Origin of the sequence: Pseudomonas fungipugnans, from assembly GCF_029955235.1 — a bacterium.
Classification (GTDB): Bacteria; Pseudomonadota; Gammaproteobacteria; order Pseudomonadales; family Pseudomonadaceae; genus Aquipseudomonas; species Aquipseudomonas fungipugnans.
Genome location: NZ_JARBWL010000001.1, coordinates 2,367,384 through 2,391,360 on the forward strand (window position 1 = coordinate 2,367,384; position 23,977 = coordinate 2,391,360).

24 protein-coding genes are annotated in these 23,977 nt (G+C 58.8%); 12 read left to right on the forward strand and 12 right to left on the reverse strand.

Going from position 1 to position 23,977, the window contains the following annotated elements:
* Positions 1-10: 10 nt before the first annotated feature.
* The gene (locus POF45_RS09650; RefSeq protein WP_259496173.1) at positions 11-1,108 is read left to right on the forward strand and encodes a DUF1513 domain-containing protein; all 1,098 of its coding nucleotides are present in this window, start codon (positions 11-13) and stop codon (positions 1,106-1,108) included.
* Positions 1,109-1,219: 111 nt separating this feature from the next.
* On the opposite strand, the gene POF45_RS09655 is transcribed toward POF45_RS09650, so the two are convergent.
* The 5 genes from POF45_RS09655 to colR all read right to left on the reverse strand — a co-directional run bounded on the left by POF45_RS09655 (position 1,220) and on the right by colR (position 4,969).
* Positions 1,220-1,447, reverse strand: coding sequence for a hypothetical protein (locus POF45_RS09655; RefSeq protein WP_259496175.1), 228 nt, complete (start codon positions 1,445-1,447; stop codon positions 1,220-1,222).
* 2 nt (positions 1,448-1,449) lie between these two features.
* Positions 1,450-2,163, reverse strand: coding sequence for a lipopolysaccharide kinase InaA family protein (locus POF45_RS09660; RefSeq protein ID WP_282315579.1), 714 nt, complete (start codon positions 2,161-2,163; stop codon positions 1,450-1,452).
* A 3-nt stretch (positions 2,164-2,166) separates the two neighbouring features.
* Positions 2,167-2,835 (reverse strand): class I SAM-dependent methyltransferase, encoded by a 669-nt coding sequence (locus POF45_RS09665; protein ID WP_282316026.1) that lies wholly within the window; start codon positions 2,833-2,835, stop codon positions 2,167-2,169.
* Between the two features lie 192 nt (positions 2,836-3,027).
* The gene (locus POF45_RS09670) at positions 3,028-4,296 is read right to left on the reverse strand and encodes a sensor histidine kinase (protein ID WP_259496179.1); all 1,269 of its coding nucleotides are present in this window, start codon (positions 4,294-4,296) and stop codon (positions 3,028-3,030) included.
* A complete protein-coding gene (gene colR, locus POF45_RS09675) occupies positions 4,286-4,969 on the reverse strand; it encodes a two-component system response regulator ColR (protein ID WP_054593790.1) in 684 nt (227 codons plus the stop codon). Before colR ends, POF45_RS09670 begins: the two co-directional genes overlap by 11 nt.
* A 202-nt stretch (positions 4,970-5,171) precedes the next feature.
* Between colR and POF45_RS09680 the strand changes: the two genes are divergently transcribed.
* On the forward strand, positions 5,172-7,121 hold the full coding sequence (locus POF45_RS09680) for an LTA synthase family protein (RefSeq protein ID WP_259496182.1): 1,950 nt from the start codon (positions 5,172-5,174) through the stop codon (positions 7,119-7,121).
* Between the two features lie 257 nt (positions 7,122-7,378).
* Here the strand turns inward: POF45_RS09680 and groL are convergent, their stop codons facing one another.
* The 4 genes from groL to POF45_RS09700 form a co-directional block, all read right to left on the reverse strand.
* Positions 7,379-9,022, reverse strand: a complete 1,644-nt coding sequence (gene groL / locus POF45_RS09685) for a chaperonin GroEL (RefSeq protein ID WP_259496184.1) — start codon at positions 9,020-9,022, stop codon at positions 7,379-7,381.
* Between the two features lie 49 nt (positions 9,023-9,071).
* Entirely contained in the window at positions 9,072-9,365 is a 294-nt protein-coding gene (locus POF45_RS09690) for a co-chaperone GroES (protein ID WP_008032125.1), read from the reverse strand.
* A gap of 247 nt (positions 9,366-9,612) precedes the next feature.
* A complete protein-coding gene (locus POF45_RS09695) occupies positions 9,613-10,089 on the reverse strand; it encodes an FxsA family protein (RefSeq protein ID WP_259496188.1) in 477 nt (158 codons plus the stop codon).
* Between the two features lie 66 nt (positions 10,090-10,155).
* A complete protein-coding gene (locus POF45_RS09700) occupies positions 10,156-10,887 on the reverse strand; it encodes a HugZ family pyridoxamine 5'-phosphate oxidase (protein WP_282315580.1) in 732 nt (243 codons plus the stop codon).
* Positions 10,888-11,050: 163 nt separating this feature from the next.
* Here POF45_RS09700 and POF45_RS09705 point away from each other — a divergent pair, with 163 nt between their 5' ends.
* Positions 11,051-11,809 carry an SDR family oxidoreductase gene (locus POF45_RS09705; protein ID WP_282315581.1) on the forward strand — a complete coding sequence of 253 codons (759 nt, stop codon included), beginning with the start codon at positions 11,051-11,053 and terminating at the stop codon, positions 11,807-11,809.
* Between the two features lie 151 nt (positions 11,810-11,960).
* Here the strand turns inward: POF45_RS09705 and apbC are convergent, their stop codons facing one another.
* Positions 11,961-13,055: an iron-sulfur cluster carrier protein ApbC gene (gene apbC, locus POF45_RS09710; RefSeq protein ID WP_259496194.1), complete on the reverse strand. Its 1,095-nt coding sequence runs from the start codon at positions 13,053-13,055 to the stop codon at positions 11,961-11,963.
* A 328-nt stretch (positions 13,056-13,383) separates the two neighbouring features.
* Between apbC and metG the strand changes: the two genes are divergently transcribed.
* The 8 genes from metG (at position 13,384) to POF45_RS09750 (ending at position 20,538) form a co-directional block, all read left to right on the forward strand.
* The gene (gene metG, locus POF45_RS09715) at positions 13,384-15,435 is read left to right on the forward strand and encodes a methionine--tRNA ligase (protein WP_282315582.1); all 2,052 of its coding nucleotides are present in this window, start codon (positions 13,384-13,386) and stop codon (positions 15,433-15,435) included.
* 210 nt (positions 15,436-15,645) lie between these two features.
* Positions 15,646-16,218, forward strand: a complete 573-nt coding sequence (locus tag POF45_RS09720) for an Rnf-Nqr domain containing protein (RefSeq protein ID WP_282316027.1) — start codon at positions 15,646-15,648, stop codon at positions 16,216-16,218.
* The gene (gene rsxB / locus POF45_RS09725) at positions 16,215-17,426 is read left to right on the forward strand and encodes an electron transport complex subunit RsxB (RefSeq protein ID WP_259496198.1); all 1,212 of its coding nucleotides are present in this window, start codon (positions 16,215-16,217) and stop codon (positions 17,424-17,426) included. The genes POF45_RS09720 and rsxB overlap by 4 nt, the downstream gene beginning before the upstream one ends.
* The gene (locus tag POF45_RS09730) at positions 17,413-18,402 is read left to right on the forward strand and encodes an RnfABCDGE type electron transport complex subunit D (protein ID WP_282315583.1); all 990 of its coding nucleotides are present in this window, start codon (positions 17,413-17,415) and stop codon (positions 18,400-18,402) included. Before rsxB ends, POF45_RS09730 begins: the two co-directional genes overlap by 14 nt.
* Positions 18,399-19,010, forward strand: coding sequence for an RnfABCDGE type electron transport complex subunit G (locus tag POF45_RS09735; protein ID WP_282315584.1), 612 nt, complete (start codon positions 18,399-18,401; stop codon positions 19,008-19,010). The genes POF45_RS09730 and POF45_RS09735 overlap by 4 nt, the downstream gene beginning before the upstream one ends.
* Positions 19,003-19,587 (forward strand): Rnf-Nqr domain containing protein, encoded by a 585-nt coding sequence (locus POF45_RS09740; RefSeq protein WP_282315585.1) that lies wholly within the window; start codon positions 19,003-19,005, stop codon positions 19,585-19,587. The genes POF45_RS09735 and POF45_RS09740 overlap by 8 nt, the downstream gene beginning before the upstream one ends.
* Before the next feature lie 25 nt (positions 19,588-19,612).
* A complete protein-coding gene (gene nth, locus POF45_RS09745; RefSeq protein WP_259496205.1) occupies positions 19,613-20,251 on the forward strand; it encodes an endonuclease III in 639 nt (212 codons plus the stop codon).
* 107 nt (positions 20,252-20,358) lie between these two features.
* Complete coding sequence (locus POF45_RS09750) at positions 20,359-20,538, forward strand: PA3496 family putative envelope integrity protein (protein WP_259496207.1); 180 nt, start codon at positions 20,359-20,361, stop codon at positions 20,536-20,538.
* Between the two features lie 81 nt (positions 20,539-20,619).
* On the opposite strand, the gene POF45_RS09755 is transcribed toward POF45_RS09750, so the two are convergent.
* Complete coding sequence (locus tag POF45_RS09755) at positions 20,620-21,246, reverse strand: response regulator transcription factor (RefSeq protein WP_259496208.1); 627 nt, start codon at positions 21,244-21,246, stop codon at positions 20,620-20,622.
* A gap of 564 nt (positions 21,247-21,810) precedes the next feature.
* On the opposite strand from POF45_RS09755, the gene POF45_RS09760 reads away from it, so the two are divergent.
* On the forward strand, positions 21,811-22,482 hold the full coding sequence (locus tag POF45_RS09760) for a hypothetical protein (protein WP_282315586.1): 672 nt from the start codon (positions 21,811-21,813) through the stop codon (positions 22,480-22,482).
* Between the two features lie 155 nt (positions 22,483-22,637).
* Here POF45_RS09760 and POF45_RS09765 read toward each other — a convergent pair whose 3' ends face one another.
* Entirely contained in the window at positions 22,638-23,855 is a 1,218-nt protein-coding gene (locus POF45_RS09765; RefSeq protein ID WP_259496210.1) for an argininosuccinate synthase, read from the reverse strand.
* Between the last annotated feature and the right edge of the window lie 122 nt (positions 23,856-23,977).

Genomic DNA, 23,977 nt, shown 5'->3' on the forward strand with positions numbered 1-23,977 from the left:
GACCGCTGCGATGCTCAGGCGTCAGGCTCTGACATTAGGTAGTTTGCTGCTGGGCGCGGTGACGCTGGGCGGCTGGACGCTGTTCAAGCAAAAGGACAAGAGCCCGCTGTTGCTCTCGGCGCGGGACGACACCGACGGCAAGCACTATGCCGTCGGTTATCGGCTGGACGGCACCCGGGTGTTTGCCACCCAGGTCGGCCAGCGCTGCCACGACATCATCAATCATCCGACGCTGCCAATCGCCTTGTTCGTGGCTCGTCGTCCCGGCACTGAAAGTTACCTGATCGACTTGCGCGACGGCACACTGCTGCAAACCGTGGTCTCGCAGCCGAACCGGCACTTCTACGGCCACGCGGTGATTCACAAGGACGGCGACTGGTTGTACGCCACCGAGAACGACACATCCGATCCGGGCCGTGGCCTGCTCGGCGTGTACCGGTTCGACGGTGAGCGGCTGGTGCACAGCGGCGAGATTTCGACTCACGGTGTCGGCCCGCATCAGGTGTCGTGGATGCCCGACGGTGAAACGCTGGTGGTGGCCAACGGCGGCATTCGCACCGAGGCTGAAAGCCGGGTCGAGATGAACCTCCATGCCATGGAGCCGAGCCTGGTACTGATGCAGCGCGATGGCACTCTGTTGAGCAAGGAAACGCTCGCTCAGCAGATGAACAGCGTGCGGCACCTGGGGATCGCCAGCGACGGCACCATCGTTGCTGGCCAGCAGTTCATGGGGGACGCGCACGAATCGTCGGAACTGCTGGCGATCAAGCGTCCGGGCCAGCCGTTCGTGGCGTTCCCGGTGCCGGAACACCAATTGCAGGCCATGGGGCATTACACCGCCAGCGTGGCGGTGCACAGTGAACTGCGGCTGGTGGCGCTGACAGCGCCACGGGGCAACCGCTTTTTCATCTGGGACCTGGACAGTGGTGAAGTGCGCCTGGACGTGCCACTGCCCGATTGCGCCGGCGTGGGCGCGGTGGCAGACGGGTTTGTCGTGACCTCGGGTCAGGGGCGCTGCCGGTTTTACGATTGTCGCCAGGTTGAACCGGTGGTGAAACCGCTGGAATTGCCGGCAGGGCTTTGGGATAACCACCTGCATCTGATCTGACCCAAACCGGGGGCACCACAAGATCCCCAGTATTGAACAGTGCATGACCTGAAAGCCGGACAAAAAAAAGGCCTCGCAACTGCGAGGCCTTTTATTTGGGCTTCAATCGGGTCAACTCTGTGGCCTCATGCCTTGGGAAAGGCCGAACATGAACAGCAATAAATCATGGTCGGGTTTTTGATCCACGGAGACTTTGGCCACCCGTGGCAATGGGCAATGAGCGTCACCGTTCATGGCGCTCAGAACCTGTGTGCGTGGCTGCTCCCAGGCAGCCACCGCAAGGGAAGCAACTGCCAAGGCTCCAACCAGAAACAAACCTCGTGCAATTTCGAGTTTCATCGCTATAAACCTTTGATAGCGCTGCCAAACGCCGTCTCATAAAAGTAGACCAGATTCTTCCAGTCTGTATCGCTGAACGACGAATGGCGGCGCAATTGTTTCAGGTCGTGAGCCGCCGCACGCTGTGCGGTCAAGCGCCGCCGGCACTTCTCCAGATCGATCAGGGCGATCTCGACAGTGGCCGCTTCGCCTTCACCGGTCACCCGGACAAATACGTGTTTGATGTAGATGCAACTATGCTGCCAACGTCCCTTGTGCATCCGTGCCAGATTCTCGGCCAGGTCCTTCAGGACCCGCTCGTGAACCGCCTCGCCATGACGCTCACGTCCACCGCCGGCGTACCAGTGTTCGATTTCCTCGAAACCGTCCAGTGACTTGGTCACCAGCAACGCACGCCACTTGTGCACAGGATCGGTCTGCGCACCGCAGAAAACGATGTCGGGAACGCGCACGTTCAGTTCACGCAGGCCGATCAGGGCATCCTGCTCGCGCAGCACCGTCGGTCGCCCGAAGGGGTGCAGCCAACTGCGATAGATATGCCCGGTCTGGCGCTTGGCGTAGAGCAACGTTCCATCATCGCCTCTGACCCGCTGCACACCGCTTTCCCCGCCACGACGGACGTTGGGTTCTTCCACCCACTCACCGCGCCGATTCCAGAAATACTCAAAGCGGTCCTGAGGAGCGACGTCCGTTTCTGCTGCACATTGAACTGCCATTTGTTACCTCTTGCGTAGTACGTAAACCCGCCACATGGCATAGAGCGGTATAAAGTCCAGTTGTTCCTGAATACGGAAGCCTGCCTGCTCAAATTCCTTTTCTACTGTAGCAACCGGTAACACAAAACGGTTTTGGTAGCCTTGCTGCCCACGAGCACGTTCGGCGCGCTTGCGCTTCCAGGCCTTGAAATTGCCATCTACCCACAACGATACGATCACACTGTCCCGGGTGACGCGTTCGAATTCGCGCAAAATCGCCAGTCGGTGCTCCGCTTCACCGATGTGGTGCAGCAGTCGCATGCAAAAAATGCTGTCGACGGCGTTATCGGGCAATGCAATGTCGAACGCAGAAGTGTGCAAGGGTTGTACCCGTTTTACCACTTCGTCCGGCTGAGACTGTGTAGCAATCTTCAGCATTGATCCCGAGTTATCGGCGCCGATAATGACACGGTTGTGCTTTTGCGCCAGCAGTGGCCAGAAACGCCCTGCACCGCACGGCAGATCAAGCACCAGGCCCGGCTCACCCGTCAGGGTCAGTGCCTTGCGGGCCAGTTGTTCGTCACGCCAATGAGACAATCGACGACCGAGGCCTTCCTGATGCTTTCGCAAATAGCGCTGAGCATGCTGATCGTCATACTTCTCGGAAAAATCCAGCTTGATCTGGTCGGTCATCATCAAGGTCTCTTGAATTGAATAGCTGATGACAACCACCTTAGGTAGCACCGTGTCAGCGACAAGTCATGACCTTGTGAAAACTTCGTTGTGTACAACCGTGAAGTATTTCAGGGTTTTACAGGGGATAAATAGTAGCTCGGGGCCAGCAAGGACAAGATTTTCTGCAGCGGCCCGAGCCTGCGGTTGCGCCTAGACCAACACCACCTCAAACCGACAACCGTTCGGTTCCATAGTGGTCAGGCTGACCGTCCAACCCTGGTTTTCGCAGATCCGCTGTACCAGCGACAGGCCCAACCCCAGGCCTTCGCCGCGTTTCTCGCTGCCACGCACAAAGGGCTCGAACATCGCCTCGCGTTTTTCCTCGGGGATGCCGACACCGCTGTCTTCAACAACAAACCCGGTGGGCGTGAGTGTCAGGCGAATGAAGCCGTTTTCGGTGTAGTGCAATGCGTTGCGCAGCAAATTGCCCATCACCGCGTGCAGCAGAGTGGCGTTGTAACCGTTGCCCGGCGGATGGCCCGGCACGAAGCTCAGTGCCAGACCTTTGCTCTCAATCGGTTCGCGCCACAGGCTGAGCAAGCCGTCTGCGACCTGACTGACGGACTGCTGCGGCGACATGCTGGCATCTTCGCGCTGCGCACGGGCGAGCATCAGGAACGTTTGCACCAGCTCACGCATTTCTTCGCAAGCCCGGGCAATTCGTTCGACCTGGGCCCTGCCGCGCTGATCGATGCCCGGGTTTTCCAGCAAGAGTTCGCAAGAGCTGGCCAGGACCATCAACGGCGTGCGCAGCTCATGGCTGACGTCACTGGTGAACAACCGCTCACGGGTCAACGCCTGGCGTAGACGCCCGAGGGTGGCGTCGAAGGCCACGGCCAGTTCGCCCACTTCGTCGGCGGCGTAGTCCGGCGCGAGCGGCGGTGCCAAGCCCAGCAACTGGTCGCGGTGGCGTACCTGACGTGCCAGCCGTACCACCGGCGCCATCACTTTGCGCGCCAGGACCCAGCCAAGGAATACCGCGAGGGCCAGGCTTAGCACGAACCCCACCAGCACCACGGCAAACAGCACCCGCTCGCGTTCTTCGAAATCGCTCTGATCCTGCAACAGCACGTAACGCCGACCGTCGACGATCTCGACCATCGCGTGATACGACAGGTGCTCGCGAAACACTTCATGAAAACCGGCGTCCAGATGACGCAGGTCCTTGGGCAACTCGAAGTCCCCCGGGCCTCCGCTGAAGTAGAACAGCTGGTCCGGTTCGGGGCGGTGGCTCCAGTCAGTGACGCTGTCCATCAGCAACAGGCGTTGCAAATCACCGCCCAGGCCTGCCGAAATCAGTTTTTCTTCCACCAGGTGCACGGTGGCGACAATGCCCATGGCGAATGCACCGGCCACCAGTGCACTCATCAGCGCAAAGGCAATGATGATCCGCTGAGCGAGGCTCTGCTTAAACTCCATCTCGGCCCTCGGCCAGGCGATAACCAACACCGTGTACGGTTTGCAGCAAAGGCTTGGCGAACGGTTTGTCGATTACCTGGCGCAGTTGGTGAACGTGGCTGCGCAGGCTGTCGCTGTCCGGGCAGTCGTCGCCCCACAGCGCCTCTTCGAGAATCTCGCGACGCAGCACGTGCGGGCTTTTCTGCATCAGCACCGCCAGCAACTTGAGGCCGACCGGGTTGAGTTTCAGCAGGCGGCCTTCGCGGGTCACTTCCAGGGTGTCGAGATCGTAGCTCAGGTCACCGACCTGCAAGGCGCGCCGACCGCCGCCCTGGGTACGGCGCATGACCGCTTCGATGCGCGCTGCCAGTTCAGACAGGGCGAACGGCTTGACCAGGTAGTCGTCGGCACCGGACTTGAAGCCCTGCAAACGGTCATCCAGTTGATCACGGGCAGTCAGCATGATCACCGGCGTGTCGCGCCGGGCGTCTTCGCGCAGGCGCTTGCACAGGGTGTAGCCATCGATACCGGGCAGCATGATGTCGAGCACGATCAGGTCGTAATGCTCGGTTGCCGCCAGGTGCAGACCCGACAAGCCGTCCTGCGCGCAATCCACGGTATAGCCCTTGAGCCCCAGGTAATCGGCCAGATTAGCCAGGATATCGCGGTTGTCTTCAACCAATAGAATTCGCATGGGCACTCCTCCGTACACAGTAACGGCCATCTCGGCCCGCGCAGCTTAAGGCCTCCGGTGGCTCAGGGCTAGGGCCGGGTACGCTTCAAATCAATTCCTTCAACCAGTTGCTCTTGATGACAAGTTTTTCACTATCGATTCACAACCTGATTACAGTAGTGCACCTAAAGTCCCGCGCCTGAATAAAAAAGGAATGCTACAGATGGATGTTTTCAAGACGGCGCCAATGCGTTTTCTGCTGCTCGTTACCGGCCTGTGGCTGGCTATTTTTTTCCTGACCCGAACGGTTCTACTGCTGACTCATCTGGGTGAAGCCGGCAGCGGTTTCGCGTCAGTGTTCGGTATCGGCCTGCTTTACGACCTGGGCTTCCTGACCTACGCGGCGTTGCCGATGGGCCTTTACTTGCTGCTCTGCCCGCCAGCCTTGTGGCGCCGGCGTGGCCATCGCTGGTTCCTGCAAGGCCTGTTGACCGTCAGCCTGTTCGCCATGCTGTTCACTTCGGTGGCGGAATGGCTGTTCTGGGACGAGTTCGGCGTGCGTTTCAATTTCATCGCCGTGGACTACCTGGTTTATTCCGACGAAGTCTTGAACAACCTGCTCGAGTCGTACCCGATTGGCACACTCCTGAGCATCCTCGCCGTCGTGGCGGTGGCGTTGAGCATTGCACTGCGCAAGCCTTTCAACGCCGCGCTTGATGCCCCGCTGCCGCCGTTGCGCCGACGCCTGGTCAATGCGCTGGGGCTGTTGATTGTGGCCGGCCTGAGCATGCAGCTACTGAGTCAGGACGCGCCTCGTGCCCAAGGGGGCAATGCCTATCAGAATGAGCTGGCGAGCAATGGCCCGTATCAGTTCTTCGCCGCCTTCCGTAACAATGAACTGGATTACCAGCAGTTCTACAAAACCCTGCCATCCGACGTCGTGGCCAAAGAGATCCGTGCCGAACTGAGTGAGCCAAACGCGCGCTTCATTGGTCAGGACCCGCAGGATATTCGCCGGATCATCGATAACCCTGGCACCCCGCGCACCCCCAACATCGTACTTGTGACCATCGAAAGCTTCAGCGCCAAGTACATGGGCAGCAACGGTGACGGGCGTAACCTGACGCCGAACCTGGACGCGCTGCGCAAACAGAGCCTGTACTTCAATAACTTCTACGCCACCGGGACCCGTACCGACCGCGGCCTGGAAGCCATTACCCTGGCTATCCCGCCAACACCGGGTCGCTCCATCGTCAAGCGCGTAGGCCGAGAAAGCGGTTTTGCCAGCCTGGGCCAGCAGCTCAACGCAGTGGGTTACGACAGCGTGTTCGTCTATGGCGGGCGCGGGTACTTCGACAACATGAACGCATTCTTCAGCGGCAACGGCTACCGCGTCGTCGATCAGAGCAGCGTCGACGAGTCGCAGATCCACTTCAAGAACGCCTGGGGCATGGCCGACGAAGACCTGTACACGCAGACGCTGAAACTGGCCGATGCCGACTACGCCAAACAGCAGCCATTTCTGTTGCAACTGATGACCACCTCCAACCACCGCCCTTATACCTTTCCGGACAACCGGATTGACATCAAGTCCGGCAAGGGTCGAGACGGTGCGGTGAAGTACACCGACTATGCGATTGGTCAGTTCCTGGAACAGGCTCGGCAAAAACCATGGTTCGACAATACGATTTTCGTGTTCGTCGCCGACCATACGGCGGGCAGTGCCGGCAAGGAAGACTTGCCGATCGCCAACTATCAGATTCCGTTGTTCATCTATGCACCTGCATTGATCGAGGCCCGGGAGAGTGCGCAACTGGCCAGCCAGATCGACCTGGCGCCAACCCTGCTGGGGCTGTTGAACATGGATTATCAATCGACGTTCTTCGGTCGCAATCTGTTGCAGGACAACCCGCTGCCGCCGCGCGTGGTGGTTGGCAACTATCAGCATCTGGGGTTGTTCGACGGCAAGGACCTGGCGATCCTCAGCCCACGCCAGGGTCTGCGCCGTCATGATGATGCACTGAGCGAAAGCCGCGAATCCCGTGCCGAGGCCAGCGACCCGCTGATTACCCGTGCCATCACCTACTATCAGGTCGCCAGTTATGGCTTCAAGCAGCAGTTGCTAGGCTGGAAGCCACCCAAGACGGGCACTGACGCAGTCGGTCAGCGCTAACCCGAAAGCCCCGGCCTGATGTGCCGGGGCTTTTCTTTTCAGACAGATTTACCCATCTCCCTGCTCGACCAGCCCCCCCCTGTGGGAGCGAGCCTGCTCGCGAAGACTGCGGCACATCCATCATTGATGTGACCCTCAGGCCTCTTTCGCGAGCAGGCTCGCTCCCACGGGGGATTGAGGCGGACTTGAAGTACGGGCAATAAAAAACCCCGCCTGCTTATCGCAGGCGGGGTTTTTTCGTACGGGGTGAGGCTGGCTTACATCATGCCGCCCATGCCGCCCATACCGCCCATGTCTGGCATACCGCCGCCAGCTGGTGCGTCATCCTTGATCTCGGCGATCATGGCTTCGGTGGTGATCATCAGGCTGGCAATCGACGAAGCCGCTTGCAGAGCCGAACGAGTCACTTTGGCCGGGTCCAGGATACCCATTTCAATCATGTCGCCGTATTCGCCGGTAGCAGCGTTGTAACCGAAGTTACCCGAACCCTGCTTGACCTTGTCCACAACAACGCTTGGCTCGTCGCCGGAGTTGGCAACGATCTGGCGCAGTGGCGCTTCAACAGCGCGACGCAGCAACTGGATGCCAACGTTCTGGTCATCGTTGTCGCCTTTGAGCTCGCTGATGGCTTGCAGGGCACGAACCAGTGCCACGCCGCCGCCAGGTACCACGCCTTCTTCAACGGCTGCACGGGTAGCGTGCAGGGCGTCTTCAACGCGGGCTTTCTTCTCTTTCATTTCAACTTCGGAACCCGCGCCAACCTTGATCACTGCAACGCCGCCGGACAGCTTGGCCAGACGCTCTTGCAGTTTTTCACGGTCGTAGTCGGACGAAGTGTCGGCCACTTGCTGACGGATCTGCAGAACGCGAGCCTGGATATCAGTCTCAACGCCGGCACCGTCGATCACGGTGGTGTTTTCCTTGGACAGGATCACGCGCTTGGCATTACCCAGGTGTTCCAGGGTAGTGCTTTCCAGGCTCAGACCGATCTCTTCGGAGATAACGGTACCGCCGGTCAGGACAGCGATGTCCTGCAGCATGGCCTTGCGACGGTCGCCGAAGCCTGGAGCCTTGACGGCTGCAACCTTGACGATGCCGCGCATGTTGTTCACAACCAGAGTCGCCAGGGCTTCGCCTTCAACGTCTTCGGCCACGATCAGCAGTGGACGGCCGGCTTTGGCAACGGCTTCCAGTACTGGCAGCATTTCGCGGATGTTCGAGATCTTTTTGTCGACCAGCAGAATCAGCGGACCGTCCAGCTCGGCGGTCATGGTCTCTGGCTTGTTGACGAAGTACGGGGACAGGTAGCCACGGTCGAACTGCATGCCTTCAACAACCGACAGTTCGTTTTCCAGGCCCGAGCCTTCTTCAACGGTGATCACGCCTTCTTTACCGACTTTTTCCATGGCTTCGGCAATGATGTCGCCGATGGAGCTGTCGGAGTTGGCCGAGATGGTGCCGACCTGAGCGATGGCCTTGGTGTCAGCGCAAGGCTTGGACAGGGCTTTGAGCTCTTTGACGATAGCGATGGTCGCTTTGTCGATGCCGCGTTTGAGGTCCATCGGGTTCATGCCGGCAGCGACGGCTTTCAGGCCTTCGTTGACGATCGACTGAGCCAGAACGGTAGCGGTGGTGGTGCCGTCGCCTGCGTCATCGTTGGCACGGGAGGCAACGTCTTTGACCAGCTGCGCGCCCATGTTTTCGAAGCGATCTTTCAGCTCGATTTCTTTGGCAACGGAAACGCCGTCCTTGGTGATGGTCGGAGCGCCGAAGCTCTTCTCGATGATCACGTTACGGCCTTTAGGGCCCAGGGTCGCTTTTACTGCGTCAGCCAGGACGTTGACACCGGCGAGCATTTTCTTACGGGCGGAATCGCCGAATTTAACTTCTTTAGCAGCCATGATCGATATTCCTTAAATACTTTGTAGTAGCGGGAAAATGAGCGGGAAATCAGCCTTCGATAACAGCGAGAATCTCGTTCTCAGCCATTACCAGCAGGTCTTCGCCGTCGACTTTCACAGTGTTGCTGCCGGAGTACGGACCGAACACAACCTTGTCGCCCACTTTAACGGCCAGTGCACGCACTTCACCGTTGTCCAGCACGCGGCCAGTGCCGACTGCCAGAACTTCACCGCTGTTGGCTTTTTCAGCAGCCGAACCTGGCAGGACGATACCGCCAGCGGTTTTCTTTTCTTCTTCGCTGCGACGGATGACGACGCGGTCATGCAGAGGACGAAGCTTCATTGTCGATCTCTCCTAATTGTGGTTTTCATCGGCCGGTGTATTCCCGGCGGGTTTAACAAATCCGGCGGTGCCGGGTGCGGCTCGTCGAGCGAGACGCGGAAGTCTGTCTGGCGTGATCGCCAGAAACCTTTCGGTGACCGTTACATAAGGGCGCATCCGCTTATTACAAGAGCGGGCCAGGAAAATTTTTCATGTCCAGGCCCCGTGAACGAACACGGCACCCGAAGGCGCCGTGTTGATGAAGCGATTACTTGGGATCGCGGTGTTCGAACTCGCCTTCGATCACGTTGGGCTCGCGGCCCAGCGGCTGACGGGGTGCAGGACCGCCCCGTGGTTGCAGGTCATCGGCGAAGGCACGCTGACGGATCGCCTGTTCTTCGGCACGCTGGCGCATTTTATTGGCCAGCAGACGACGGGAGATCGGTGCCAGCATGATCAGGCCCAGCACGTCAGTGACGAAGCCCGGCAGGATCAACAGACCACCGGCCAGGGCCAGCATCAGGCCCTCCAGCATGGTCTGGGCCGGCAGCTCGCCGCGATTCAGGCTTTCACGAGCACGCAGTGCGGTGGCCAGACCGGCGATGCGCAGCACGAACACGCCGAGCATCGAGCCGAGAATGATCAGCAGCAGGGCCGGGAAAAACCCGATAGCCCCTGCCACCTTGACGAATACGAACAGCTCCAACACCGGAAACAGTACAAAGAGCAATAAAAAAGGGCGCATCAAATGGTTCCTCAACGCAAGAATGCCTTGCCAGTACACCCTAGATGACGTCGTCCTTTCGTGAATTCAAGCTTGGGCCACTGTATTTTTCGGCCAATGATCGGCGTGAGCCAGGAAAACCAAGGCCTCGCGTACTTGTGTCGGCGTATTACAAGGCGCTTGAAACGGTAGCCAGTACAACGCCTGACCGATGCGCAGGTGCATGCCTTCGGTGTCGATACCGGCCAGTTGCGCCGCAGTGGTCGTCGGCAAACCCGCCAGCTCGACGTAATGGGCGATGGCTTTGCTGTGGTCGGCGTTCATGTGCTCGACCATGCTCACTTCGGCCTTGCCGGCGAACGGGTTGGCCAGCGTCACTTGATCGACCCAATGAATCGCCCCGAAACCACCGATGTAGCGGTGACGCACCGGCTTGAGTACCCAGAAATCGAAATCATGGGCCTGGTGGTAATTCTGCGAATCCGGGAAGTAGCGGTAGTAACGCTCGGCGGCGACCTCGATGGCGGCGGGGTCTTCGAGCTTTTCGGCTTCGGCCAGATACGTCAGTCGGCCAACAGCTTGCACGTCATCCGCTTCACGCTCACCCACCAGCAACGAGCATTTCGGATCTTTTTGCAGGTTGTGGGTGTGCTGGGCGATGCGGCTGATCAGGATCAGCGGCCGGCCTTGCTCGTCCAGGCAGTACGGCACTACCGAGCCGAAAGGGAATCCGGGCATGGCCTTGGAGTGTGTCGAAAGAACTCCACGGTATTCCTTGAGAAGCAATTCTCGGGCATTCTTCGCCGCTTCAACGCTCAATTTATGACTCCTTATATAGAATCCGTCGAAAAAACGGACAGGCGCCTGGTGAAAGTTCCAGCACGCCATCGGGGCAGTTCTCATGTGCAGCCAGGCCACAGCGGGCGCAGATCGAGAGGCCCTCTACAAGGAAACCACTCAGACCTGCTATCGGGGCATGCGAATGCAACTCACTGACAAAGTAATCATTATCACTGGCGGTTGCCAGGGTTTAGGCCGTTCCATGGCCGAGTATTTCGCCGCCAAGGGCGCGAAGCTGGCGCTGGTCGACCTCAACCAGGAAAAACTCGACGACACGGTAGCGGCCTGCAAGGCCAAGGGCGCCGAGGCCCGCGCCTATCTGTGCAACGTCGCCAACGAAGAACAGGTGACGCACATGGTCGCCCAGGTGGCTGAAGATTTCGGTGCGATTCATGGCCTGATCAATAACGCCGGCATTCTGCGCGACGGCCTGCTGCTGAAGGTCAAGGACGGCGAAATGACCAAGATGAGCCTGGCCCAATGGCAGGCGGTGATCGACGTCAACCTGACCGGCGTATTCCTGTGCACCCGTGAAGTCGCGGCGAAAATGGTGGAGCTGAAAAACAGCGGCGCGATCATCAACATCTCATCGATTTCCCGCGCGGGCAACGTCGGCCAGACCAACTATTCCGCCGCCAAGGCTGGCGTGGCAGCGGCCACCGTGACCTGGGCCAAGGAACTGGCGCGCTACGGTATTCGTGTGGCGGGCATTGCGCCCGGCTTTATCGAGACCGAGATGACCCTGGGCATGAAGCCCGAAGCGCTGGAGAAAATGACAGCCGGGATTCCACTCAAGCGCATGGGCAAGCCGGAAGAGATCGCCCACTCGGCGGCTTATATCTTTGAGAACGACTACTACACCGGTCGGATTCTGGAGATGGATGGCGGGTTGCGCATCTAAGACCACGGCAAGACAACTGTGGGCTTAATGGGGCGAGGGAGCTTGCTCCCGCTCGGCTGCGTAGCAGTCGCAAAGCGTTTGGGATCGCTTCGCAACCCAGCGGGAGCAAGCTCCCTCGCCACATAAGCCACAATTGCGTTTCGTCAGCGACTCAATCGTCGCTGATGGTGATGTTCGGCATTGCCGGCGTCGCCGCTTCCTGCAACACGATCCGCGCGCCGACGTGGCGGGCCAGTTCCTGGTACACCATGGCAATCTGGCTGTCCGGCTCGGCGATCACCGTCGGCTTGCCGCTGTCGGCCTGCTCGCGAATGACCATCGACAGCGGCAACGATGCCAGCACTTCAACGCCGTATTGGTTGGCCAGTTTTACCCCGCCGCCCTCACCGAACAGATGCTCGGCATGTCCGCAGTTGGAGCAGATGTGCACGGCCATGTTTTCCACCACCCCAAGCACCGGGATGTTGACCTTGCGGAACATCTCCACGCCCTTGCGTGCGTCCAGCAATGCCAGGTCCTGCGGGGTGGTGACGATCACGGCACCGGCCACCGGGACTTTCTGCGCCAGGGTCAACTGGATGTCACCGGTGCCTGGCGGCATGTCGATGACCAGGTAGTCCAGGTCGCCCCAGGCAGTCTGTGTCACCAGTTGCAGCAGTGCGCCGGAAACCATTGGTCCGCGCCAGACCATCGGCGTGTTGTCGTCAGTCAGGAAGGCCATGGACATGACTTCGACGCCATGGGATTTGATCGGCACGAACCACTTCTGGTCCTTGACCTGTGGTCGGGTGCCTTCCGGGATGCCGAACATGATGCCCTGGCTCGGGCCATAGATGTCTGCATCGAGAATCCCGACCCTGGCCCCTTCGCGGGCCAGTGCCAGCGCCAGGTTGGCGGCGGTGGTGGATTTGCCTACGCCCCCCTTGCCGGACGCCACGGCCACCACGTTCTTCACGTTGGCCAGGCCCGGTATTTGCGCCTGCGCCTTGTGCGCAGCGATCACGCTGGTGATCTCGACACGGGCGGTCGTCACACCGTCCAGCCCTTCAATGGCCATTTGCAGCAACTGCGCCCAGCCACTTTTGAACAGGTCCGCGGCGTAACCGAGCTCCATCTGGACGCTGACGCGATCGCCCTGGATATCGATGTTGCGTACGCACCCGGCACTGACCGGGTCCTGGTTCAGATAAGGGTCGGTGTATTGGCGAAGGACGGCTTCCACCGCTGCGCGATTGACGGCGCTCATGGGCAACTCCGATAGCAAGACTGGAAAATCAGGCGAGTATCGTACGCCGGACACACATTTGTGGCGAACTGATTACTCTGACTGAAAAGCGTCCTGTGGTGAGGGGGCCTGCCCCCGTTGGGCGGCGAAGCAGCCCCAAAACCTGATACCTCGGTGTGTCAGATACACGGAGTAGTCTATTGTCACGACTGCTGCGCAGCCGAACGGGGGCAAGCCCCCTCGCCACAAAGACTGTTTTGTAACAACAAGCCCTCGGGCCTCGGGGGTGAAAATTCTGCGCCAGCGCTTTATAGTGGCCGACCTCCGTTTCATCAAGTAGCCGAGCCCCATGTCCGAGCCACGCAAGATCCTCGTCACCAGCGCCCTGCCCTACGCCAATGGTTCGATCCACCTTGGCCACATGCTGGAATACATCCAGACCGACATGTGGGTGCGTTTCCAGAAGCACCGCGGCAATCAATGCATCTACGTCTGCGCCGACGACGCTCATGGCTCGGCCATCATGCTGCGCGCAGAGAAAGAAGGCCTCACCCCGGAACAATTGATCGCCAACGTCCAGGCCGAACACAGCGCCGACTTTGCCGAGTTCCTGGTGGACTTCGACAACTTCCACTCCACTCACTCCGAAGAAAACCGTGAGCTGTCGAGCCAGATCTACCTGAAACTGCGCGACGCCGGGCACATTGCCCAACGCTCGATCACGCAATATTTCGACCCGGAAAAGAAAATGTTCCTGGCCGACCGCTTCATCAAGGGCACCTGCCCGAAATGCGGCACTCCCGATCAGTACGGCGATAACTGCGAAAAGTGCGGCGCGACCTACGCACCGACTGACCTGAAGGACCCGAAGTCCGCCATTTCCGGCGCGACCCCGGTACTCAAGGACTCCCAGCACTTCTTCTTCAAGCTGCCGGACTTCCAGCAAATGCTGCAAGCCTGGACCCGCAGCGGCACCCTGCAAGACGCCGTGGCGAACAAGATCGCCGAATGGCTGGATGCCGGCCTGCAACAGTGGGACATTTCCCGCGATGCGCCGTACTTCGGTTTCGAAATCCCTGGCGAGCCGGGCAAATACTTCTACGTCTGGCTGGACGCGCCAATCGGCTACATGGCCAGCTTCAAGAACCTCTGCGCCCGTCGTCCGGACCTGGACTTCGACGCATTCTGGGCCAAGGACTCCACCGCCGAGCTGTACCACTTCATCGGCAAGGACATCGTCAATTTCCACGCCCTGTTCTGGCCAGCCATGCTTGAAGGTGCAGGTTTGCGCAAACCGACCGGGATCAACGTACACGGCTACCTGACCGTCAACGGTCAGAAGATGTCCAAGTCCCGCGGTACGTTCGTCAAGGCACGGACCTATCTGGACCACCTGTCGCCGGAATACCTGCGCTACTACTACGCAGCCAAGCTGGGCCGTGGCGTCGACGACCTGGACCTGAACCTTGAGGACTTCGTGCAGAAGGTCAACTCGGATCTGGTTGGCAAAGTGGTCAACATCGCCAGCCGTTGCGCCGGTTTCATCCAGAAAGGCAACGCCGGTGTGCTGGTCGCGGGGAATGCCGCGCCTGAACTGACCGACGCCTTCCTGGCCGCTGCGCCGAGCATCTGCGACGCCTATGAAGCCCGTGACTTCGCCCGTGCCATGCGTGAAATCATGGGCCTGGCCGACCGCGCCAACGCCTGGATCGCCGACAAGGCTCCGTGGTCGCTGAACAAACAGGAAGGCAAGCACGACGAAGTCCAGGCGATTTGCGCCCTGGGCATCAACCTGTTCCGTCAACTGGTGATCTTCCTCAAGCCGGTACTGCCATTGCTGGCCGCCGACGCCGAGGCATTCCTCAACGTCGCGCCGCTGACCTGGAACGACCACACCACCCTGCTCAGCAATCATCAGTTGAACGAGTTCAAACCGTTGATGACCCGCATCGACCCGGTGAAAGTGCAAGCCATGACCGACGCCTCGAAAGAAGACCTGACCGCCAGCGCAACCGACACCGGCGAAACCGCCCCGGCCGGTAATGGCGAACTGGCCAAGGACCCGCTGTCGCCGGAAATCGAGTTCGACGCCTTCGCTGCCGTGGACCTGCGTGTTGCGCTGATCCTCAAGGCCGAAGCCGTGGAAGGTGCCGACAAGCTGCTGCGCCTGACCCTGGACATCGGTGACGAGCAACGCAACGTGTTCTCCGGGATCAAGAGCGCCTACCCGGACCCGGCCAAGCTTGAAGGTCGCCTGACCATGATGATCGCCAACCTCAAACCGCGCAAAATGCGCTTCGGGATCTCCGAAGGCATGGTGATGGCAGCCGGTCCTGGCGGCGAAGAGATCTACCTGTTGAGCCCGGACAGCGGCGCCAAGCCGGGTCAGCGCATCAAGTAGACCTTTGCCGTAAACCGATCCCGCAGCCGTGCCTGACACGACTGTGGGATTTTCATGTCTGGCCCACCATAATAATGCTTGCCGTACCTTGTAGGAGCGGCCGGAGGCTGCGATCTTTTGATCCTTGAAAACAACGATCAAGAGATCGCAGCCTCCAGCCGCTCCTACGGGGTTTATCAGCAGTCATCAACCATGAGTGCACGACAGATCATGACCGAACTGCTTCTTACGCTTGTCAGCACCGCCCTGATCAACAACCTTGTGTTGCACTGGCCGCTGGGCGTCGATCCGTTGCTGGCCAGCGAAGAACGCCGGCAAGTGCATGCACTGGGATTGGCCACCACGAGCCTGATGCTGGTCACCGGCATGTTCGGTTATGGGCTCTATCAATGGTTATTGGTGCCGCTGGCGCTGACGTCGCTGAAACTGTTCGTATTTGTGCCCCTCAGCGTGTTGCTGATCGGGCCGCTGCTGAAATTGCTTTCACGGTTGCTGCCGCAACTGTCCTTCGATGGCCTCTGGCCCCTGCTGCTGGGCAATGCCGGAGTACTCGGGCTGACGCTGCTCAATGCCCGGGACGATCATGGTTTTTTCCATGCCAGCGCCATGAGCCTCGGTGCCGGGCTGGGTTTCTGGCTGGTGCTGGGCCTGTTCTGCGATTTGCGCCAGCGCACTTTCGATAACGATGTGCCCCTGCCCTTTCGCGGCCTGCCGATCCAACTGATCAGCGCCGGACTGATCGCAGTGGCTTTTCTCGGCTTCAACGGACTGATCAAAACATGAGTCTGATTCAATGCATCGATGCGCTCTTGCCGCAGACCCAATGCGGCAAGTGCGGCCATCCCGGATGCAAGCCCTACGCCGAAGGCATTGCCAGCGGCGAGCCGATCAACAAATGCCCGCCCGGTGGCCGCGAGACCATCGAGGCCCTGGCCGACCTGCTGAAAGTCCCGGTGCTTGAACTGGACATCAGTCGCGGCTCGGCACCGGCGCAGATCGCCTACATCCGCGAGGCCGAATGCATCGGCTGCACCAAGTGCATCCAGGCGTGCCCGATCGACGCCATCGTCGGCGCGGCAAAACTGATGCACACGGTCATTATCGATGAATGCACCGGCTGCGACCTGTGCGTAGCACCCTGCCCGGTTGACTGCATCGAAATGCGGCCATTGCCGCTCGCCACGGTACTGCCGATTGTCGGCGGCCTGGCGACAAGCCTTGAAGACATTCAGGCCCGCACCGCTAAACGCAATCACGCCCGACGCCGCTTCGAGCTGCGCAACGCCCGCCTGCACCGCGAAGAACAACAGCGCCTCGCCGAACGACAGGCCCGCGCGCAGCGCACTGTGCAACACACTGAGGCGCCCCTCGACCCGGTTCAGGCCGCGCTTGAACGAGTCCGCACGCAGAAAGCCGCCAACGCTGACGCTTCGCTGAAAAAGGCCAAAATCGATGTGGCGATGAGTCGGGCGCAATTGCACAAATCGCTGAAAGCCTTCGGGCATCCACCAACCTTTGAGCAACAGTCGCAACTGATCGTCCTGCAACAGCAGTTCGAAGCGGCAGAGCAGGCCCTGGCACAACTGGAAAGCAGCGCACCGCCAGTGCCAGTGCCCGTTGCTCCGGCAAAAGACGCTGACCTGAAACGGGCCAAAATCCAGCTGGCGATGCGCCGCGCCGAGCTGAAAAAAGCGCAAACCAATGAAGCACCCGGTGAACAGATCAAGGCACTGGAGCAAGCTCTCAAGGACGCCGAACATGCCCTGCACGCGGCGCAAGCCGCAAGCGAGCAGCCTGTGCCTGAACTGACCCGGGTCGAAAAGCGCCCCATCGACAGCCAGCTTCGACAGCTGAAAACCGAGCTGGCCTACGCACGGGCTGATGTCAGCAAACTCGAACGAGGCACCCACACGTCCGCCGAGCTACTGGACAAGGCCCGCGCCCGATTGCTGGAAGCAGAGCGTCACGTGGAGGCCTATGTCGCCCCTTGAAGCGGTGGACGAACGTCTTCAGCAGGCCATGAATCGGGTATTGCTGGCCACCGTGCCGGGGATGCTGATGTTGTTTTGGCTATACGGCTGGGGGGTGCTGATAAACCTGCTGTTGACGGTTGCGACGGCGCTGGCGGTAGAAGCCGTAGTGATGCGCCTGCGCAACCGCCCTCTTGCAGTGCTGAGCGACGGCAGTGCGCTGGTCACCGCGACGCTGCTGGGGTTGGCGTTGCCGCCTTATTGCCCTTGGTGGTTGACCGTCAGCGCTGCCGCCAGCGCACTGCTGTTTGGCAAACATCTGTTCGGGGGTGTTGGCAAAAATCCGTTCAACCCGGCCATGCTGGGTTTTGCCCTGGTGCTGGTGAGTTTCCCGCAACAGATGACGCACTGGCCGTCGACCCACGGTCTGGACCTGCTGGGCGGCCTGCAACAAATCTTCGGTTTCAACGTTGGTCAGACCCCGGATGCGTGGGTTCAAGCCACCGCGCTGGACAGCTTGCGCATCAACAAAAGCCTGACCATGGATGAGCTGTTTGCGGGCAATCCGGCGTTCGGCCATTTTGGTGGCCGAGGGGTGGAATGGGTCAACCTGGCGTTTCTGGCGGGCGGCGTCTTTTTGCTGCAGCGCCGCGTGTTCGGTTGGCACGCACCGGTCGGCATGCTTGCCAGCCTGTTCCTTATCAGCCTGTTGTGCTGGAACGGTTCAGGGTCGGACTCTCATGGTTCGCCACTGTTTCATCTGCTGACCGGCGCCAGCATGCTCGGGGCGTTTTTCATCATTACCGAGCCGGTGTCCGGTGCAAAAAGCCCGATGGCCCGCCTGATGTTCGGCGTCGGCGTGGGTCTGTTGACCTACCTGATCAGAACCTGGGGCGGTTACCCGGACGGCGTTGCGTTTGCGGTGTTGCTGATGAACCTGTGTGTGCCGGCGCTGGAGCGCTTTGTGGCAGCCAGACAACAGCAGGCTGCCCCATGAGTCGGCTATTGAGCGCGGTGATCCTGGCGCTGCTGGCGAGCCTGGGCGTGGGCATGACGTATTGGCTGCAACAGGGCAGCGCGACACACATTGCCGCCCAGCAGCGCCTGATCGACAGCCATGCCCTGCTGGACGTACTGCCTGGCGCCAGCTTCGACAACCAGCCGCTGGATCACCCACTTGCTTTCACTGACATCGCGCTGACCCACAGCACACTGCTGGGCGGGTATCTGGCGACCAGGGCCGATCAGCCCAGCGCGGTCCTGCTGCGCAGCCAGACTGTCGGGTATGCCGGCTCGATCGAATTGCTGATCGCCATCGACATCAACGGCAAGCTGTTGGGAGTCAAAACCCTCAAGCAGGCGGAAACCCCGGGGCTTGGCGGTCGACTTGCCGAATGGCCGAACACCTGGCTGCAAGTCTTTACCGGCAAGTCGCGAAACGAGCCGGCCGACAGCGGTTGGGCCTTGAAGAAAGATCAGGGACAATTTGATCAGATGGCCGGGGCGACCATCACCTCAAGGGCCGTCGTCAACGCCTTGCACGATGCCTTGCGTTATTTTGATGAGCACCGCCAAGTGTTGCTCGAGAACGGCGCCCATGAATAAGACGACGCCACAGAATTCGTTGATGCTGGCACCCCTGCTGGGCGTCACGGACTTGCTGGTGAGCGGCCTGGGCGTGTGGCTGGTGTTCATGCTGGTCACGGGGGCCTTTGGCTTGGCGATGCGTGCGCTAAGATCCAGGCTCATGCCGGCGACACACGTGGCCGCCAGTGTGTTGCTGGCCGCCACGCTGACCAGTTGCGCCGACCTGCTCATGCAAACCTGGTCGTTGCCATGGCAGCAACACATCGGTTTGTATATCGGCTTGCTGGCCTTGCAATGTGTCGTGCTGGAACACAACGGTTTTTTCCTGAGCCACTGGCGCGAGCGCTTGCGTCTGAGTGGGCTGTTTGGCGTGCTGATGATCAGCCTGGGCCTGCTACGCGAGCTCATCGGCAACGGCACTCTCGGCGCTCATCTCAACTGGCTGGCCGGTGCAACACAAGATGATTGGCAAGGATTCGTTCTGGGTAGCGATGGTGGCTTGCGCCTGGCGACCCTGGCACCCGGTGGCCTGATACTGCTGGGACTGTTGATCGCGGCGTGGCGAGCCTGGCCTCGCCCGACGCCCGCAAACTGACTGCTTTCGAGGAAACGCATCATCCATGAATGCCGCAAAACGTTATGAAATTTTCCGCAGACTGCACGAAGACAACCCGGAACCGAAGACTGAACTGGCCTACTCGTCCCCCTTCGAGTTGCTGATTGCCGTGATTCTGTCGGCGCAGTCCACCGATGTCGGCGTCAACAAGGCCACGGCAAAACTGTTTCCGGTGGCCAATACGCCGGCAGCGATTCACGCCCTGGGTATCGAGGGCCTTTCGGCATACATCAAGACCATCGGCCTGTTCAACAGCAAAGCGAAGAACGTGATCGAAACCTGCCGCCTGCTGGTGGAGCGCCATGGCAGTGAAGTGCCGCAGACGCGTGAAGAACTCGAGGCGCTACCCGGCGTGGGTCGCAAGACCGCCAACGTGGTACTCAATACCGCGTTTCGCCAGCTGACCATGGCTGTGGACACCCATATCTTCCGCGTCAGCAACCGTACCGGCATCGCCCCGGGCAAGAACGTTGTCGAGGTGGAGATGAAGCTGATGAAGTTCGTGCCCAAGGAGTTTTTGCTCGATTCCCATCATTGGCTGATTCTTCACGGACGCTACGTTTGCCTGGCCCGCAAGCCTCGTTGCGGCAGTTGCCGTATCGAAGATCTGTGTGAATACAAACAAAAGACCTCGGACGATTGAGCCGCTATTGGGTTTATGGATTGATCGATTGAAAAAATCTTTTTTACCCGCCGATGGATTGTCGATATAAGGAGCGCCAATGGCAGTCTTAGCCTGGAGTTAACGTTATGAGCACTGGCAAAGAGCAATTGGACGTAGAAGACGACTTTCCCGCCGTTGAGACCGACGACGCCGAACCGGTGGTCGAGGTAGCGAAGACCAACCTGAGCAAACGCCGCACCATCGACAATCTGCTGGAGGAGCGTCGACTGCAAAAGCAATTGGCCGATTACGATTTTGACCTGTAATACCTGAAAGCCTCCCGAAACGGAGGCTTTTTGCTATGAGGCACTCCCTGGCTCATAGCGCGTTACGCAACAGTAACGCATTCACACCAGACCATTACGCTGGGCCAATTCAATCAGGTCGACCAGAGAGCGGGCATTGAGTTTCAACAACAGTCGGGTTTTGTAAGTACTGACTGTCTTGTTACTGAGAAACATGCCATCGGCAATTTCCTTGTTTGTCTTCCCCCGCGCCAGCTGTTGCAACACCATCATTTCCCGACCGGACAAACGGTCCACCATGTCGGCTTCGCTGGCATTACCCAGACTGGCACGAACGGTATGTAACGCTTGATTGGGAAAGTAACTATAGCCTGACAACACGGCCTTGATCGCGCTGAGTAACTCAGTGAGATCCTGTTGTTTGCAAACATAACCCGCTGCACCCGACTGCATGCAGCGCATGGAAAAATGCCCGGGCGCCTGAGAAGTCAGTACCAGCACTTTCAAGGGCAACGCTGTCGAGGTCAGGCGTGCAATAACTTCCAGCCCATCCAGTTTCGGGATGCCTATATCCAGAATAACAATATCCGGCATATGTTCACGAGCAAGTTGCAATGCATCTACGCCATTGTCTGTCTCTGCGACAATTTCGTAGCCATGACGTTCCATTAACAAACGCACCGCAAGACGAATGACAGGGTGATCATCTACGATCAGCACTTTATTCATGGGCAAGTCCAATTTCGCTGTTCGAATTTTTAGAGCCCGCACAATAGCCTAGTCGTTTCACCCTTGGCATGTCGTCCCCCCCGAGCGCCCACACCGAGAGACAAGCCCTACAAATAAGACGGATTTATCCTACAAAAAACCTTGAATACAGCGTACTGAAAAAACGTGCCAGGTCATTTATGAGCGAATTCCGGCTGCGTTTTTTGTATCGACTTACGACCACCAATCACCGTACCCGTGAAACCCCCAACTGATTGCGCAGACTGAAAACAGTAGCCCGCCTTCAAAATCAACGTATATTTTCCGACCCTGAATTCGTACCGGAAGCATTGCGCCTTACATAGCCTCTTGCATCATAAAAAAAGTCACTCACCATTCTTTTACTACACCCCTCCCTGACACAATGGCGCCCGACACTGGAATATCACCAGCACTAAAATCACATCAGAAAATTATAAAAAGCCTATACAAGCCTGACAACACAACAAACAATGCACACTCAACCACGGTCTTTAACACCAAACTTCAACCTACGAGAATTCAAGTTAATCATGAGTAAATCACATGACAAAATTCAAAAAAAGCATCTCAAACCCCATGACAATTATTGCCATATTCGCAACACTTTCCGAAACATCTGCCGCTATTTCCCTGCCCTTCCTTGACAACGACGAACGGGAAATCTATGTCTGGTTCCTGATCAGCTTTCCATTCTACATGCTGTTTCTTTTCTTCATTACGCTCAACTTCAACTATCGATCGTTGTATGCGCCATCGGACTTTGAAAAAGAAAAAAACTTCCTGAAAGTCATCGATAAAGTTGGCGACACCCCGCCCCTACACCCTCATTCAGACGCGGTCACTCCCTCCAAGGCCGACGCATTTCGTGGTCGATTCAGCAGAGCCCAGGCACCACCGTCCGCCATCCGTCTATGCACCAGCCGGTTGGTGCGACACAACGTATTGCTGCCGGAATCGTTAGCAGACTTGAGCATCGTTGACGCTCGCTGGATGAACTCCAAGGTCGACCTGACAAGCCTGCTGGACAGCCTGCAGGGGCCGAACGATAAATCCACGGGCGTGATTGTGTTTCTCGCCTGTGACGAATCGGAGCGATTGCTGAAGGAGTACACGTTCAAATCGTTGAAACACGCCAGGACAGCGACTCGCGCCACGTTCTGCATTGTTTACAACTTGGATTCACATGACGTGAAAGTGCTGGGTCAAACACCATGAAACACCAGCAAGCATGCTTGATGCTTGATGCTTGATCCCGCCGGGAGGCAAAAAACCGGAATGCAATGGGACAGGCCCATAGAGGGGAAAGATTTCCTTGAATCGGCTGCCTTGTCGAGGACAGGGCAGCCGTTTCAATTACCGCAACAAGGGTCTCAGAACAGCTTGCGACCTTTGTTCGCCGCGATGCGCATGCGCAGGGCGTTGAGCTTGATGAAGCCTGCCGCGTCGGCCTGGTTGTACGCACCGCCGTCTTCTTCGAAGGTGGCAATGTTGGCGTCGAACAACGACTCATCGGACTTGCGACCGGTAACGATCACGTTGCCCTTGTACAGCTTCAGACGCACCACACCGTTCACATGGGCCTGGGACGCATCGATCATCTGTTGCAGCATCAGACGCTCAGGGCTCCACCAGTAGCCGGTGTAGATCAGGCTGGCGTATTTAGGCATCAGCTCGTCTTTGAGGTGAGCGACTTCGCGATCCAGGGTAATCGATTCGATTGCCCGGTGAGCGCGCAGCATGATGGTGCCGCCTGGGGTTTCGTAGCAGCCACGGGACTTCATGCCCACGTAACGGTTCTCGACGATGTCCAGACGACCGATGCCGTGTTCGCCACCGATACGGTTCAGGGTCGCCAGCACGGTGGCCGGAGACATTTCGACGCCGTCCAGTGCGACGATGTCGCCGTTGCGGTAGGTCAGCTCAAGGTATTGTGGTTTGTCGGGCGCGTTCTCCGGGGAGACGGTCCATTTCCACATGTCTTCTTCGTGCTCGGTCCAGGTGTCTTCCAGCACGCCGCCTTCATAGGAGATGTGCAGCAGGTTGGCATCCATCGAGTACGGGGATTTCTTCTTGCCGTGACGCTCGATCGGGATGTTGTGCTTTTCAGCATAATCCATCAGCTTTTCACGCGAGAGCAGGTCCCATTCGCGCCAAGGGGCGATCACTTTTACACCCGGTTTCAAGGCGTAGGCACCCAGTTCGAAACGAACCTGGTCGTTGCCCTTGCCGGTAGCACCGTGGGAAATGGCGTCAGCGCCGGTTTCGTTGGCGATTTCGATCAGGCGCTTGGCGATCAACGGACGAGCGATGGAAGTACCCAGCAGGTACTCACCTTCGTAGACGGTGTTGGCACGGAACATCGGGAACACGAAATCTCGCACGAACTCTTCGCGCAGGTCATCGATGTAGATTTCTTTTACGCCCATGGCCTGAGCCTTGGCGCGGGCCGGTTCGACCTCTTCGCCCTGACCCAGGTCAGCGGTGAAGGTCACTACTTCACAGTTATAAGTATCCTGCAGCCACTTGAGGATCACCGAAGTGTCCAGGCCGCCGGAATACGCCAGAACGACCTTGTTTACGTCCGCCATGCCATCACTCCACGGGGTTCTACGGAAAGCCGAGAAGTCTACCGCTCATAAGAAATAATTTACAGTACCGCGACAGCTAATGACGACGAAGCGACAGATTATGTCGAGCGAACGACGAAGAC

Excerpts from the sequence above, each read along its gene's own strand:
- POF45_RS09650 (WP_259496173.1), top strand. The coding sequence starts at position 11 with ATGCTCAGGCGTCAGGCTCTGACATTAGGTAGTTTGCTGCTGGGCGCG.
- POF45_RS09655 (WP_259496175.1), bottom strand. The coding sequence starts at position 1,447 with ATGAAACTCGAAATTGCACGAGGTTTGTTTCTGGTTGGAGCCTTGGCA.
- POF45_RS09660 (WP_282315579.1), bottom strand. The coding sequence starts at position 2,163 with ATGGCAGTTCAATGTGCAGCAGAAACGGACGTCGCTCCTCAGGACCGC.
- POF45_RS09665 (WP_282316026.1), bottom strand. The coding sequence starts at position 2,835 with ATGACCGACCAGATCAAGCTGGATTTTTCCGAGAAGTATGACGATCAG.
- POF45_RS09670 (WP_259496179.1), bottom strand. The coding sequence starts at position 4,296 with ATGGAGTTTAAGCAGAGCCTCGCTCAGCGGATCATCATTGCCTTTGCG.
- colR (WP_054593790.1), bottom strand. The coding sequence starts at position 4,969 with ATGCGAATTCTATTGGTTGAAGACAACCGCGATATCCTGGCTAATCTG.
- POF45_RS09680 (WP_259496182.1), top strand. The coding sequence starts at position 5,172 with ATGGATGTTTTCAAGACGGCGCCAATGCGTTTTCTGCTGCTCGTTACC.
- groL (WP_259496184.1), bottom strand. The coding sequence starts at position 9,022 with ATGGCTGCTAAAGAAGTTAAATTCGGCGATTCCGCCCGTAAGAAAATG.
- POF45_RS09690 (WP_008032125.1), bottom strand. The coding sequence starts at position 9,365 with ATGAAGCTTCGTCCTCTGCATGACCGCGTCGTCATCCGTCGCAGCGAA.
- POF45_RS09695 (WP_259496188.1), bottom strand. The coding sequence starts at position 10,089 with ATGCGCCCTTTTTTATTGCTCTTTGTACTGTTTCCGGTGTTGGAGCTG.
- POF45_RS09705 (WP_282315581.1), top strand. The coding sequence starts at position 11,051 with ATGCAACTCACTGACAAAGTAATCATTATCACTGGCGGTTGCCAGGGT.
- apbC (WP_259496194.1), bottom strand. The coding sequence starts at position 13,055 with ATGAGCGCCGTCAATCGCGCAGCGGTGGAAGCCGTCCTTCGCCAATAC.
- metG (WP_282315582.1), top strand. The coding sequence starts at position 13,384 with ATGTCCGAGCCACGCAAGATCCTCGTCACCAGCGCCCTGCCCTACGCC.
- POF45_RS09720 (WP_282316027.1), top strand. The coding sequence starts at position 15,646 with ATGACCGAACTGCTTCTTACGCTTGTCAGCACCGCCCTGATCAACAAC.
- rsxB (WP_259496198.1), top strand. The coding sequence starts at position 16,215 with ATGAGTCTGATTCAATGCATCGATGCGCTCTTGCCGCAGACCCAATGC.
- POF45_RS09730 (WP_282315583.1), top strand. The coding sequence starts at position 17,413 with ATGTCGCCCCTTGAAGCGGTGGACGAACGTCTTCAGCAGGCCATGAAT.
- POF45_RS09735 (WP_282315584.1), top strand. The coding sequence starts at position 18,399 with ATGAGTCGGCTATTGAGCGCGGTGATCCTGGCGCTGCTGGCGAGCCTG.
- POF45_RS09740 (WP_282315585.1), top strand. The coding sequence starts at position 19,003 with ATGAATAAGACGACGCCACAGAATTCGTTGATGCTGGCACCCCTGCTG.
- nth (WP_259496205.1), top strand. The coding sequence starts at position 19,613 with ATGAATGCCGCAAAACGTTATGAAATTTTCCGCAGACTGCACGAAGAC.
- POF45_RS09750 (WP_259496207.1), top strand. The coding sequence starts at position 20,359 with ATGAGCACTGGCAAAGAGCAATTGGACGTAGAAGACGACTTTCCCGCC.
- POF45_RS09755 (WP_259496208.1), bottom strand. The coding sequence starts at position 21,246 with ATGAATAAAGTGCTGATCGTAGATGATCACCCTGTCATTCGTCTTGCG.
- POF45_RS09760 (WP_282315586.1), top strand. The coding sequence starts at position 21,811 with ATGACAAAATTCAAAAAAAGCATCTCAAACCCCATGACAATTATTGCC.
- POF45_RS09765 (WP_259496210.1), bottom strand. The coding sequence starts at position 23,855 with ATGGCGGACGTAAACAAGGTCGTTCTGGCGTATTCCGGCGGCCTGGAC.